This is a genomic window from Bacillus sp. LB7, from assembly GCF_030449715.1.
GTDB classification, from domain to species: domain Bacteria; phylum Bacillota; class Bacilli; order Bacillales; family Bacillaceae; genus Bacillus; species Bacillus paralicheniformis.
On the sequence record NZ_JASGCA010000005.1, the window covers coordinates 117,480 to 131,648 of the forward strand.

The following is a 14,169-nucleotide window of genomic DNA, read 5'->3' on the forward strand; positions in this document are numbered from 1 at the left end:
CCCATCAAAAGGGAGCTTAAACTTCAATATTTCCATTAACCGTATCTGTCTCGTGGGAATGGATCATACCTTTTACAACCCTATTGCCGATGATCAGCGTTTGCCTGGACGTATTGGTTTGAATTGCCGTCACTCTTGCAGCGGTATTGCTGCGGAGCGTGTTGTCGAGGATCGCCGAGTTCGACGATTGGTCGAGATAAATGAGGATAGCCGGCAAGGACGGCCTGCCGAGCGTGATCGTATTGCCAATAATCTCGTGTGTTCCGCGGGTGAGATACAGCGTGACAATCAGCGGTGAATCTTCGATGTCGTTTCCGATAATTTTTGTATGCTCATTTGTCGAGCAGTATATTGGAAAGTTTCTGAAGCGGGTGAAGGTGTTTTTCCGAATGACTGCAGAAGCCGTATTTGTGACGGATACGGCATATGACTCCGGCACCGTTTGAAAGCCGGCCGGCGAAATAAAGTTTCCTTCTATCACAGCATTTCCTTGCGATATCCAGATGCCTCTGGAGAATTGCTTGATGACGTTATCCTTTATTTGGACGTCATTGCCTGTGCTCCTGACCGCAAGTACGACATTTGCGATCTGATTGCCTGAAAACGTTACATTGTCTGATTGCGTGATGCTGAGAGCGGTGCCGGACCTTTGCTCAGGCACGTCGTTTTCGATATTATTCCCTTCAATGAAGATTTGCGACGTTTGATAAGCAAGAATTCCGGCATTTACAAAATCACGGATTTGATTTCCCGTGGCAAAAACGCTTTTTCCGCGGATATCGATGCCTGTCGTAAAACCCGAAATCAAATTCCCCTTTATAACGGCATCGCTTCTTGCTTCCAAAGCCCCTACACCGAGGCCGTTAATTCCGATGCTCTGTCCGGTGGATTCGGGGTTTTTCTTGATGATATTGTTTGCAATCGTCGTACTCGTCCCGTATCCGTATGAAATGGTACCGTCTGCGATATTGCCTTCGATGATGACAGAAGTGCCGTTGAAATTGGAAATGGCATTGTTGACATTGCCCTTTAACACGTTGTTTCGGATGATGACATTAACGGGTTCTTCATAGACGATGTTTCCTTCACTGTAGCCTTCTATATCAATCCCAAAACGGGGAGCCGTGCCGTTGCCTGTCCCCGCATCTGCAATTTCGCATCCTTCAACAAGAACATTGTCGCACCCTGTGATCGACAAATTATTTCTTCTGGAGCGCCTGATTTCACAATTGGTTACCTTAATACGCTTTGACGGCTTATAGCCGTCTCCTCCGTTGCTGATAATGATTCCGTCTCCTGTAAAATCGGCTATTCTCACATGTTCAATAACGACATTTGACGCCCCTTCGATACAAATTCCGAATCCCCATTCATGGGTCGGTCTCGGCGCCGGTGTATATGTGTGTTCATCCCTTTCCCCAATGATGCTGCCTCCGGATATTTTCACATTGGATGTTCCGCCTATATAAAAAGCAGCGTATCCCCATGAGCTGTTCGGTTTTACCTTGATGACGGTCTCCGCGTCCATCAAAATTTCAATATTGCCCGGAACATTGATGCCGGCTCCGCGAAACGGAGCACGCGGGTCGCTGTTTTTCGTCCCGTCAATCAGGTACGTGCCGTTCGGTATCCATACCGTGTTGTATCCCATCGACTTTGTCCATGCCAAACATTCGTTGATTGCATTTGTGGAGTCTGTTTTGCCATCGCCGACAGCACCGAACTTTGTCGCGTCAACCACTGTCATTCTCATTTCCTCAGGTTGCTGCTGCACGCTGTTTTCAGCCTCCTTTTGTAAAACGGTTCCTGATATATATATGCCAATCTAGTAAAATCCGCTTGTACATGAGATAGATAAAATTTTATTAAAAAATCTTTTCATCCGAATTTTTTTCCAAAACTTTTTACTATCCGCTTGTAAAGCGCTTCACAACTTGTTGCATCATCAATCAAAAATTCAAATCGATTGAAGGTGTATTGACACGAACATTATATAAGAATATGATTTTTATAATAGACATAGAAAGAGAAGGAGTATTGCGAATGTCAAACCATCAAAAAGAAACTTTTCAAAACATTCCGCAAAAGGGGTTTTTTGGACATCCCCGCGGACTCTTCACTTTATTCTTCACTGAATTTTGGGAGCGTTTTTCATACTACGGTATGAGAGCCATCCTTATCTACTATTTGTATACAGAGGTGACAAAAGGCGGCCTCGGGTTTGATCAAACCACAGCGAACTCGATTATGGCCGTATACGGTTCCCTCGTCTATATGTCCGGCATCATCGGAGGCTGGATAGCGGACAGGCTCCTCGGAACGGCAAACACCGTGTTTTACGGCGGCGTGCTCATTATGTTCGGACACATTCTTTTGTCATTCCCGGGAAGCGTCCCCGCGTTTTTCATCAGCATGTTCTTGATCATCATTGGGACAGGCCTTTTAAAACCAAACGTATCAAGCGTTGTCGGCGAGTTATACAGCCCTGAAGACACCCGTCGCGATTCAGGTTTCAGCATCTTCTATATGGGGATCAACCTTGGCGGATTTCTTGCGCCGATTATCGTCGGTACAGTCGGCCAGACATACAACTACCATCTCGGCTTCAGCCTTGCTGCTATCGGCATGCTGTTCGGGCTGCTGACCTATTTGGCGACACGGAAGAAAAACCTCGGACCTGCCGGAAGAACGGTACCGAATCCACTGACACCCGCTGAAAGAAAAATGGTGTTCGGACGGATTGGAATCGGTGTTTTGGTGATCGCTGCCATCTTTGGCTATTCCGCCTTTATGGGCTGGATGACAATCAAGCTGTTTACGATGATCGTCAGCTGTCTCGGTATTTTGATCCCGCTGATTTATTTCATCGTTATGTTTAAAAGCTCCAAAACGACGAGTGATGAACGTTCCCGTCTCACAGCTTACATTCCGCTGTTTGTCGCATCGATGATGTTTTGGGCGATTCAGGAACAAGGCGCCAATATTTTAGCCACCTATGCAGATAAACGCACTCATTTAGAATTTTTAGGTGTCCAATTGCACTCATCTTGGTTCCAGTCGCTGAATCCGTTGTTCATCGTTGTGCTTGCACCGGTTTTCGCATGGATTTGGATGAGGCTCGGCAACCGCCAGCCGTCAACGCCGACGAAGTTTTCACTCGGCTTGATTTTAGCCGGACTGTCATTTGTCGTCATGATTTTCCCTGCTTATATCAACGGCACTGAATCACTTGCCAATCCAATGTGGCTTGTGCTCAGCTTTCTGATCGTCGTTCTCGGGGAATTGTGCTTGTCTCCAGTCGGATTATCCGCAACGTCAAAGCTGGCTCCTGCGGCATTCTCAGCGCAGACGATGAGTCTATGGTTCCTGTCAAACGCTTCTGCACAGGCCATCAACGCACAGATCGTCAGATTTTACAGCGCTGATACAGAGATCGCCTACTTCGGCGTCATCGGCGGTGTATCCATCCTGCTCGGAATCATTTTGATGTTGCTGTCACCGAAAATTCAGAAATTTATGAAGGGTGTCAATTAAAAAGCAACAGGCTGATACTCCTTTTCTGAAGGATTTGCTTCTTGTCCGGCGAATAACTGAATAACCAATCGGTGCAGGATGGGAGGATAAAATATGGAGATCAAAAAGACGGCAAAGCCCGGATTTGTTGGTATTGGCTTTTCACAAACGGTTTCATTCGAAGAAGCCCGGGCAAAAAGCTCCACGGCATCATTCAGCAGCTGAAAGACCGGCGCGGAGAAATAGTCGGTGTTCAAGAAGACAGCGGCATGTGGGCCATATCGGATCATCACGGCGAAGGGGAATTCACTTATTATATACTAATGGAGACGGAGAGCCTCCCCGAAACCCTTCCGGAAGGAATGATCAGCTATCAGGCGCCCGCTCTGACATATGCTCATACAAGGCATCCGCAGCATGAGCGGCCTGAAGTGACTTATCAAAAAAGTCTATCAATGGATCAAAGATCAAGGTCTTCGTTTAAATTGTGACGCTTTTACACAATTGGAATTTTACCCGATGGATCAGGATTTAAACGAACTTGCGTTTCATATATACATTCCGATTCAATGAGAGATAGCGATGTTAAAGGCAGCCCCCGGAAAAAATTCCGGGGGTTTTCTTTGCGGTTACACACTCTAGAGTATCGGCGGTCTTTTTTTAACAAAAGTTTACATCCCCTCAAATGATAATTTTCATTGGTTTGCTAGGATAAGTGTTATCAAAAGGAGGTTTTAATATATGAACTTTTACAAAACGCTCGCTTTATCAACACTTGCAGCATCTTTATGGTCTCCCTCATGGAGCAGTCTCCCCCATAACGAAGCTGCGGCTCACAAAGAATTCACGGTGACTGCCGATGCGGAGACAGAGCCGGTCGACACCCCTGACGACGCGGCAGATGACCCGGCGATTTGGGTTCATCCGAAGCAGCCTGAAAAAAGCAGGCTGATCACAACAAACAAAAAATCGGGCTTAATCGTCTATGATTTGAAGGGAAAACAGCTTGCTGCCTATCCATTTGGCAAATTAAACAATGTCGATCTGCGCTACAATTTTCCGCTCGATGGCAAAAAAATTGATATTGCCGGGGCCTCAAACCGGTCAGACGGCAAAAACACGGTTGAAATTTACGCCTTTGACGGCGAAAAAAGCAAGCTGAAGAACATCGTCAATCCTCAAAAACCTATTCAAACCGATATCCAGGAGGTATATGGCTTCACCCTGTATCACAGCCAGAAAACCGGCAAGTTCTACGCCATGGTGACCGGAAAGAACGGAGAATTCGAGCAATATGAACTGTTTGACAACGGAAAAGGACAAGTCGAAGGCAAAAAGGTCCGCTCATTCAAAATGGGCTCTCAAACAGAAGGGCTTGCGGCAGATGATGAATACGGCAAAATGTACATCGCCGAAGAAGATGTTGCGATTTGGTCTTTCAGCGCCGAGCCGGACGGCGGAGATAAAGGAAAAATCGTCGATCGTGCCGACGGACCGCATCTAACCGCTGATATTGAAGGGCTGACGATTTACTACGGAGAAGACGGAGAAGGGTATTTGATCGCATCCAGTCAGGGCGATAACCGCTATGCCATCTATGACCGGCGCGGGAAAAATGACTATGTCACCGCTTTTTCAATTGATAATGGCAAAGAAATCGACGGGACAAGCGATACCGATGGAATCGACGTCATCGGCTTCGGCCTCGGCAAAACATATCCATACGGCATCTTTGTCGCCCAAGACGGAGAAAATACGGAAAACGGACAACCGGTCAATCAGAACTTCAAAATTGTCTCCTGGGAAAAAATCGCCGACGCGCTGGATGACAAACCTGATATAGATGATCAAGTCAATCCCCGAAAACTGAAAAACCGAGCCAAATAACGACCGATCCGCGGGTATTTCCCGCGGATTTTTCACATCCCTTCATGTTAAGATAACAATTAATGGAGGGATGGTATTGCGTCTAAATCTTTATGCTGTAGTGTTTATCATGTTGGCGGTTTTATCAAATGTGGTGCTTCTCTTTATTTTCGATCAAGGTGTGTTGGCGTATATTTCAGCTGTCATCTTCCTGCTCGCTGCTGCAAGTTGCACGAAGCGCCGGCCTGAAGAATGAGGCTTCCTAGGCTTTGCGGCTTCTCCGCAAAATGCTCGTTCCGTATGGAGGCAGTTTGAGAGCGCCTTTTTTCCGGGTTCCTTTTAAGACGTCCGTATATGTTTCTTCCGGAAGCGAGACCGTGCGGTTTTCCGCTGTAAAATTCATCACGAAAATATAATCGTGGCGGCCGTCTGTGCGGAGCTGGGCGGTGACGCCTTTCGGAAGCTCTGTATCGAGCACTTTGGCAATCCCGCACTCTTCAATGAGCCTCGATATAAACGCCTCTTGGAACGCCGCCTCATTCCTTGAAGCGATATAGTAGGCCTTCCCGTCTCCGAACAAATTGACCGTCAGCGCCGGCCGGCCCGCGTAAAAATCTTCCCCGTACAGAGCGAGCGCTTCGGCTCCTTCTAAATGAATCAGATCGCAAAGCTCGCTGGTTTCATAGCTCCCGCTTAATCCGAGCCGGTTTTCTGCATCCAGCACGATGGTGTTTTTCTGCCCGTCATGAAGCGCATCGATCTCCTCAGACCAAATGCCGAGCGTTTTTCTTAAGCCTCCAGGAAACCCTCCCAGGAACACAAGATCATCCTCATTGACAATACCCGACCAATAAGTGGCGACAAATGTACCCCCGTTTTGAACGAACTGTTCAATCCTTTCGGCGCTGCCTTCTTTCAGCATGTAGAGCATCGGGGCAACCAAAAGCTTATAGCGGGAGAAATCGGCCTCCATATGAATTACATCAACCGGTACACCTTCACGCCAAAACGGTTCATAAAACGATTTGGCGGTCCGTTCATAATGCATGCCGATATTGCGCGGACCTTGGGCGTCTTCCAAAGCCCAGCGATTCTCCCAGTCAAATATAATCGCGGCCTCGGGTTCGACTGTCGTTCCTGCGACATCCTCAAGTTTTTCGAGCTTTTCCCCAAGCTTTTTCACTTCCTGGAAAACGCGCGTATGCTCTGATCCCGCATGATCCACGACGGCCCCGTGAAACTTTTCGCTTGAGCCGCGGCTTTTCCGCCATTGAAAATACTGAACAGTGTCCGATCCGTGAGCGACTGCCTGTAATGATGACAATTCATGCATACCAGGGCGCTTCAGCTTGCTGACATCCTGCCAGTTCGTCATGCTCGGCGTACTTTCCATCAGCATGAACGGCCGGCCGCCTTTAAGAGACCGATTGATGTCATGAACAAAAGCAATATCGGCTCCAAGCCGGCTGTCTTCCTGCCGGCTGTTGTGCCATGCCGGATAAGAATCCCACGAGATGACATCAAGCAAATCGGCAAACTTCCAATAATTCAATCCGGCGTATGTTCCCATAAAATTCGTCGTCACGGGCAGTTCGGGGTTAAAAGAACGGACATGGGCAATTTCATGGCGGCAAAAATCAACCGTCTGATCTGTGACAAACCGCTTCCAGTCCAAATTCAGACCGTGAACGGCATCCTCGCCGTGCGGAGCCGGCGACTCGATCTCGTCCCAATCTGTATAGGTGTGGCTCCAAAACGATGTCCACCATGCATGATTAAGGCGGCCCAGCGTTTTGTATTTCGCGAGCAGCCACTCTCTGAACTTATCTTGGCAAAGTTCACAATGACACTCTCCGCCGTATTCATTGGAGATATGCCAGCCGATGACAGCCGGGTGATGCGCATAGCGCTCCGCAAGCTTTCCGTTTATGATCGCCGTTTTCCTGCGGTAGACAGGCGACGTATAGCAATGATTGTGCCGCTTTCCGTGAAGGTTTCTGATCCTGTTGCGCTCCGTTCTCAGCACCTCGGGATACTTTTTGGACATCCAAGCCGGTCTGGCGCCGCTCGGTGTAGCCAAGAACGCATAAATTCCGTTTTCCTTGAAAGTATCAAGAACCTGATCGAGCCAATCAAATGTAAATCTTCCTTCTTCAGGCTCGAGCGAAACCCAGGAGAAAATGCCGACAGACATCACATTGCAGCGGGACAGCTTCATCAGGCTGATATCTTCTTTTAAAACGTCCGGATATTTAAGCCATTGATCAGGGTTGTAATCGGCTCCATGCAACAGTCGGGGAACTTTCCGGCTGATCGGGGGATACGGTTTGACCATCGTAAAGTTTCATCCTCTCTTCCTCGTTTTCATATGACGCGGAGACAGACATTAAACGCTTTCAAAAATAGGTTGTTAGATTATATACTCTGTTTTCTTCCCTCTTCCCTGCCTAGTGGATGAATTTTCCTGTATGATTGAATTTATCTTTCTTTATTTGTAAAATATAATCTATCATTAACATTTTTAACTTTATTTCCATACACTTGACTAAATCAACGATTTTATTATAATTGATTAAAGCAACGATTTATAGGGAGAGAGGTTTTGAGATGACAGAAATCAATCATTCTATCACATTAAAATTCAGAAAGTTCAATCGATTCTACACAAATGTGCTCGGTTTTCTGAATGAACATATTTATGACAGCCCTTTTTCATTGACGGAAACCCGGATATTATTCGAAATTCACAATACGGCCGATTGTACAGCCAAACTGATTCAAGATACGCTCGGCCTGGACCGGGGCTATGTCAGCCGGATCCTGAAGCGGTTCGAAAAGGAAAATATGGTCTATAAAAAGAGAAGCGAGGAGGACAGCCGCAACCACTATATCTATTTAACAAGCTTCGGCGAATCCATTTATAAGAAGCTGGAGACAAAAGCCAATCAGCAAATCGAATACATGCTGAAGCATATCGGCGGCCCCCATCAGGAAAAGCTGACGGAGGCGATGAATACAATTGAATGCATATTGTCGGAACACCTGCCGCCCGAGAAATCGGACGTTTCCATAAGAGATTACTATATATCGGACGATATCAAACTGATGATCGAAAAACAGCGTGCGTTTTACGCGGAGACACACGGCTGGGACGATTCATTTTTGGATTACCTTCACGAAACATTTGATTCCGATATCGAAAACATCTGGATCGCGGAGAGCGCCGGAAGGTTTGCTGGATGCGTCGGGCTCGTCAAACATCCCGGCAAAACCGGACAGCTCAGATGGTTTCTGGTCGACGCCGCTTTTCGGCATCAGGGAGTCGGCACGCGCCTTTTGAAGCAGCTGATCGATTATTGCAAAGACAATCAATTTGAGCGGATTTTTCTATGGACGGTAAGTACGATGGCTGAAGCGCGGCCTTTGTATGAAAAATTCGGATTCAGACTGACGGAAGTGAAAGACGAGACTTTATTATGGGGACAGCGGCTCCGGGAAGAACGCTGGGATGCCGAGTTAGGCTGACGAAATGGAGGATCTATGAAACGGAAAATACACTACGCCTGGATTATCGTTTTTGTGACGTTTTTGACGCTTTTGGCCGTTCAAGGGGTGCGCCTTTCTTTCGGGGCCTTTATTCAGCCTTGGGAAGAAGAATTTTCAATGGACAGGGGCACGATTTCGCTTATTTCCATGCTGAGCTTTATTGTCTACGGCGTATCCCAGCCAGTGATCGGCAGGCTTGTCGACCGGTTCGGGCCGCGGATCATTTTATCTCTCAGCACGCTTCTGGTTGGCTTGAGCATCTTTTTTACATATCTCGTGACTTCTCCGTGGCAGCTGTTTATTTTGTACGGCATCATCGTTTCTCTCGGCGTCGGCGGTGCTTCGAATGTCGCGTCGACCGTAATCGTGACCAACTGGTTCAATGAGAAGCGGGGGCTTGCATTCGGCATTATGGAAGCGGGATTCGGCGCGGGGCAGATGCTGCTTGTCCCTGGATCGCTCATGTTGATCCACTGGTTTAACTGGAAAGTGACCGTCATCGTTCTCGGATTGTTTTTAGCTGTTATCGTATTTCCGATCGTCATCTTGTTATTGCGGAATCATCCTTCGGAAAAGAATGTACAGCCGATCGGCGGCACTCAGGGCGGCGAGATAAAAGAAGAGCCGGATGCCCAGCCGAAAAAGATTCCATACAAAGCCGTTTTTCTCAAAAGGACGTTTTGGTTCCTCGTCTTGCCGTTTTTCATTTGCGGATTTACAACGACAGGGTTAATGGATACCCACCTTATCCCTTTTTCGCATGACCACGGGTTTTCGACCGAAGTAACAAGCGCCGCTGTCAGCCTGCTGGCCGGGTTTAACATCATCGGCATTTTGATTTCCGGAGTCGTCGCTGACCGCTGGAGCAGCCGGAAAATTTTGTGCTTTTTATATGCCGTAAGGGCGCTGTCGCTTGTCATTCTGTTGTCGAGCCACAACTCGATGCTCCTGCTTTGCTTCGCGGTTTTGTTCGGTTTGGTCGACTTTGCGACCGTCGCCCCGACGCAAATGCTCGCAACCCAGTATTTCAGGCAGTACTCCGTCGGGTTCATTCTCGGCTGGCTGTTCCTCAGCCATCAGATCGGTTCGGCGCTCGGCGCTTATTTGCCCGGCGTCTGGTACAGCCAAACAGGCAACTATAACATGTCTTTCTACCTTTCAATCGTTATTTTGGCGGCAGCAAGCATTTTGAACATCCTCCTGCCGGAACCTAAAAAAATAAACCCAACACTGAATCAGGAAGGGCGTTCAGTCCAGCAATAATGGAAAAACCTGTTTTTGTTGTTCAAAAACAGGTTTTTCTTTATAAATTAAGAAGTTTTATTTTTATTGTAAATATCAAATGCAACGGCAATCAGAAGGACGAGGCCTTTAATTGCTTGCTGCCAGTCGATGCCCAGACCGAGCAGCGACATGCCGTTGTTCATGACCCCCATGACAAGCCCGCCGATGGTGGCCCCGCCGATCGTGCCGATTCCGCCGTAAGCTGAAGCACCGCCGATGAAACAGGCCGCAATGGCGTCAAGTTCAAACAGGTTTCCTGCTTTCGGAGTGGCCGCGTTTAGACGGGCGGCAAAAATCAAGCCGGAAAGAGCGGCTAAGACGCCCATATTGACGAAGACCATAAAGGTAAGCCGTTTTGTTTTGATTCCTGAAAGCTCGGCCGCTTTTTCATTGCCGCCGATTGCGTAGATTCTCCGCCCGATGACGGTTTTTTTCATAACGAATGTGTACCCGGCGATTAAGACGAACAATGTGATCAAAATGAGAGGTATGCCTTCGTACGTCGCGAGAATGTAGGTAAAAAGGTTGATAATGGCGATGATAAAAAACACCTTAATTGCAAACAGACCTTTTCCCTGCAAGTCAAATTGGTATTTCTTCTGCATGTTTCTCTGCTGAAGCTGATACACGAGATAAAGAATCGACACTCCCGCTCCGGCGACAATCGTCGTCATATGGAGCGCGCCTCCGTTCAGCCAGTCCGGGATAAAGCCGGACGCCATTTTTTGAAAGGACACAGGAAATGGAGCGATCGATTTCCCTTCAAGCACGATCATCGTGAGTCCTCTGAACAATAACATACCCGCCAGCGTCACGATGAAGGCCGGAATCTTGACATAAGCGATCCAAAATCCCTGCCAGGCGCCGATTGCCGCTCCCAGAAGCAACGACAGGACGACCGCCGCAAACAGCGGCATATCGTTTTCGATGATCATCATCGCGGAGACGGCGCCGACAAAAGCGGCGACTGAACCGACTGATAGATCAATGTGTCCCGTGATGATGACGAGCATCATCCCAATCGCTAAAATGAGAATGTAGCTGTTTTGCAAAATCAGGTTCGTAATGTTCAGCGGTCTCAGCAAAATTCCGTCCGTCAGTATTTGAAACAGCAGCATAATAAACACGAGCGCAATGACCATGCTGTATTTCCGGATGTTCTGCTTATACATGTCGCGAAACAGCTGAAAGTAACCGGGCTGAGCGCGGTCTTTATCCGTTTGCACCGGTGTCTGCATACGCCTCTCCCCCTCTCTTCATGCGGATGGTCATATATTTCATCAGCTTCTCCTGATCAGCTTCTTCTTTGGAAAATTCGGCGGTGATTTCCCCTTCACACATCGTATAGATTCTGTCGCACATCCCCAGCAGCTCGGGAAGCTCCGAAGAGATCATAATAACCGCTTTACCTGCTTCGGCAAGCTGATTGATGACGCCGTAGATTTCGTATTTGGCGCCGACATCGATGCCGCGCGTCGGTTCATCCAAAATTAAAATGTCAGGCTCCGCAAAAATCCACTTGCTCAGCATGACCTTCTGCTGGTTGCCTCCGCTTAAATTTCCGGTCCGCTGGCCGATATCGGGTGTCTTGATGTTCAATTTCCTGCGAAAATCCTCCGCTTCATGTTTTTCGCGGCGCTCGTCCATCACCAATCGGCTCGACACCTTCTCCAGTTTGGACAGCGTAATATTTTCTTTAATGCTGTCATCCAGAATCAGACCGTTTCCTTTCCGGTCCTCCGTCACATAGACGATGCCGTTTTTAATGGCTTCTTCAGGGTGGCGGATGTAAAGCCCCCGCCCGTCTTTTTCGATTGTGCCGGAGATGTTTTTTCCGTATGATCTTCCAAAAATGCTCATCGCCAGCTCCGTCCTTCCGGAGCCCATCAAGCCGGCAATTCCTGCAATCTCGCCTCTTTTGACAGAAAGGGCCGCCATGTTAACCACTTTGCGATCCTGTTGAAGCGGATGGTGAACTGTCCAATCCTTCACTTCAAAAATGACGTTCCCGATCTTGGCGCTTCTGTCAGGATAGCGGTTTTGCAGCTCCCTGCCGACCATGCCTCTGATGATCCGGTTTTCGGTCAATTGCCCGCTTTGCACATCAAGCGTTTCGATCGTCTGTCCGTCACGGAGCACGGTAATCGAATCTGCGACGTTCGTGACCTCATTTAATTTATGAGAAATCATAATTGAAGAAATCCCCTGTTTTTTCAGTTCGAGTAAGAGCCGCAGCAGATTCTCGCTGTCCGCTTCATTTAAAGCCGCAGTCGGCTCATCCAAAATCAAGAGCTGCACCTTTTTTGCCAAAGCTTTGGCGATTTCAACAAGCTGCTGCTTTCCGACGCCGATTTGGGAAACAAGCGTATCCGGAGATTCTTGAAGCCCGACTTTTTTCATTAATTCAAGCGTTTCCAGCTTTGTTTTTCGCCAATTGATGACGCCGCGGCTCGCCTGTTCATTGCCCAAAAAAAGATTTTCCGCAATGGAAAGCTGGGGGACGAGCGCCAGCTCCTGGTGGATGATGACGATCCCCGCTTCCTCACTTTGCTTAATATTTTTGAATTGGCATACTTCCCCTTTATACAAAATGTCGCCCGTATACGTACCGTACGGATATACACCGCTCAGCACCTTCATCAAAGTCGACTTGCCCGCCCCGTTTTCACCGCAGAGGGCATGGATTTCGCCCGCTTTCACGCGAAGGTGGACATTGTCGAGCGCTTTGACGCCGGGAAACTCCTTCGTGATGCCTCTCATCTCCAAAATGCAATCGGACATCGGATCACTTCCCTAATTCCGATTCTTTATAGTAACCGCTGTCAACGAGCACTTTTTTATAGTTCTCTTTATCGACGACGACCGGCTCAAGCAGGTAGGACGGAACGACCTTCTCTCCGTTGTCATACGTCTTTGTATCATTGACTTCCGCCTTTTCACCTTTTAAGACGGATGTCGCCATCTCAACGGCTTTTTTCGCCAGCTCTCTCGTATCTTTGAAAATGGTTGAGGTCTGCTCCCCTTTAATGATCGAATTCACGGAAGCAAGCTCCGCATCCTGTCCCGTAATAACCGGCAGCGGCTTCTTGTCCGATCCGTAGCCAGCGCCTTTTAAAGACGAAATGATTCCGATGCTGATCCCGTCATACGGTGAAAGCACCGCATCAAGCTTCGCTTTTGTATAATGCGCGCTCAGCAAATTGTCCATCCGGGATTGCGCGGTTGCGCCGTCCCATCTGAGCGTCGCGCCTTGTTCAAATGAAGCCTGGCCGCTCAATACCTTTAACTTGCCCGAATCGATATAAGGCTTCAAAACAGACATGGCGCCGTCAAAAAAGAAATGCGCGTTGTTGTCGTCAGGCGATCCCGCGAACAATTCGATGTTGAACGGTCCTTTTTTGTCTTTTAAGCCAAGCTTTTCTTCAATATATTTCCCTTGGAGTTCTCCGACTTTATGATTGTCAAATGTCGCATAATAGTCGACATGTTTGCTGTTCATAAGCAGCCTGTCATAGGAAATGACTTTAATATCCTGCTTATTTGCTTTTTCAAGGACGTCTGTCAGCGCTTCCCCGTCAATCGAAGCAATGACGAGCACATTGACGCCTTTTGTAATCATGTTTTCGATTTGTGAGACTTGGTTTTCAACGACATCTTCCGCATACTGCAGATCCGTTTTATACCCGAGCTTTTCAAACTCTTTCACCATGTATTTCCCGTCATACACCCAGCGTTCCGATGACTTTGTCGGCATTGAGATTCCGACGTAGCCTTTGTCTCCCCCTCCGCTCGCCTGATTCCCCGAACAGGCGGAAACAATGAGACAGAATAGCATTGCAGTGATCAACAGCCAGCATTTTTTCATGCTTGGTATCCCCCTTTTGATTTCTCCCATCATGAATCATGCCAACTGTACCATGTCTTTCGAATGTCCGTCTTTTGAATTAATTAACTATTTTT

Annotated in this window: 11 protein-coding genes; 6 read left to right on the forward strand and 5 right to left on the reverse strand. The window is 47.8% G+C overall.

Annotated elements, in window-relative coordinates; all coding sequences use genetic code 11:
- Positions 1-16 precede the first annotated feature (16 nt).
- On the reverse strand, positions 17-1,753 hold the full coding sequence (locus tag QMZ64_RS08930) for a right-handed parallel beta-helix repeat-containing protein (protein WP_265627862.1): 1,737 nt from the start codon (positions 1,751-1,753) through the stop codon (positions 17-19).
- A gap of 290 nt (positions 1,754-2,043) precedes the next feature.
- On the opposite strand from QMZ64_RS08930, the gene QMZ64_RS08935 reads away from it, so the two are divergent.
- The 4 genes from QMZ64_RS08935 (at position 2,044) to QMZ64_RS08950 (ending at position 5,635) form a co-directional block, all read left to right on the forward strand.
- Positions 2,044-3,534, forward strand: coding sequence for a peptide MFS transporter (locus tag QMZ64_RS08935; protein WP_243943527.1), 1,491 nt, complete (start codon positions 2,044-2,046; stop codon positions 3,532-3,534).
- Positions 3,535-3,605: 71 nt separating this feature from the next.
- Positions 3,606-4,004 carry a hypothetical protein gene (locus tag QMZ64_RS08940; protein ID WP_265624850.1) on the forward strand — a complete coding sequence of 133 codons (399 nt, stop codon included), beginning with the start codon at positions 3,606-3,608 and terminating at the stop codon, positions 4,002-4,004.
- Between the two features lie 250 nt (positions 4,005-4,254).
- Positions 4,255-5,400 (forward strand): phytase, encoded by a 1,146-nt coding sequence (locus QMZ64_RS08945; RefSeq protein WP_265624851.1) that lies wholly within the window; start codon positions 4,255-4,257, stop codon positions 5,398-5,400.
- Positions 5,401-5,476: 76 nt separating this feature from the next.
- A complete protein-coding gene (locus QMZ64_RS08950; RefSeq protein WP_164468291.1) occupies positions 5,477-5,635 on the forward strand; it encodes a hypothetical protein in 159 nt (52 codons plus the stop codon).
- Between the two features lie 6 nt (positions 5,636-5,641).
- Here QMZ64_RS08950 and QMZ64_RS08955 read toward each other — a convergent pair whose 3' ends face one another.
- Positions 5,642-7,714, reverse strand: a complete 2,073-nt coding sequence (locus tag QMZ64_RS08955; RefSeq protein ID WP_301441260.1) for a beta-galactosidase — start codon at positions 7,712-7,714, stop codon at positions 5,642-5,644.
- 272 nt (positions 7,715-7,986) lie between these two features.
- Between QMZ64_RS08955 and QMZ64_RS08960 the strand changes: the two genes are divergently transcribed.
- The gene (locus QMZ64_RS08960) at positions 7,987-8,904 is read left to right on the forward strand and encodes a bifunctional helix-turn-helix transcriptional regulator/GNAT family N-acetyltransferase (protein ID WP_301441261.1); all 918 of its coding nucleotides are present in this window, start codon (positions 7,987-7,989) and stop codon (positions 8,902-8,904) included.
- A gap of 15 nt (positions 8,905-8,919) precedes the next feature.
- Positions 8,920-10,188, forward strand: coding sequence for an MFS transporter (locus tag QMZ64_RS08965; protein ID WP_243943535.1), 1,269 nt, complete (start codon positions 8,920-8,922; stop codon positions 10,186-10,188).
- Between the two features lie 47 nt (positions 10,189-10,235).
- Here QMZ64_RS08965 and mmsB read toward each other — a convergent pair whose 3' ends face one another.
- The 3 genes from mmsB to chvE are packed head-to-tail and all read right to left on the reverse strand — an operon-like array spanning position 10,236 to position 14,074.
- Positions 10,236-11,447 carry a multiple monosaccharide ABC transporter permease gene (mmsB, locus tag QMZ64_RS08970; protein WP_301441262.1) on the reverse strand — a complete coding sequence of 404 codons (1,212 nt, stop codon included), beginning with the start codon at positions 11,445-11,447 and terminating at the stop codon, positions 10,236-10,238.
- On the reverse strand, positions 11,422-12,990 hold the full coding sequence (gene mmsA / locus QMZ64_RS08975; protein ID WP_301441263.1) for a multiple monosaccharide ABC transporter ATP-binding protein: 1,569 nt from the start codon (positions 12,988-12,990) through the stop codon (positions 11,422-11,424). Before mmsA ends, mmsB begins: the two co-directional genes overlap by 26 nt.
- 4 nt (positions 12,991-12,994) lie before the next feature.
- Positions 12,995-14,074, reverse strand: a complete 1,080-nt coding sequence (gene chvE / locus QMZ64_RS08980; RefSeq protein WP_301441264.1) for a multiple monosaccharide ABC transporter substrate-binding protein — start codon at positions 14,072-14,074, stop codon at positions 12,995-12,997.
- Positions 14,075-14,169 lie beyond the last annotated feature (95 nt).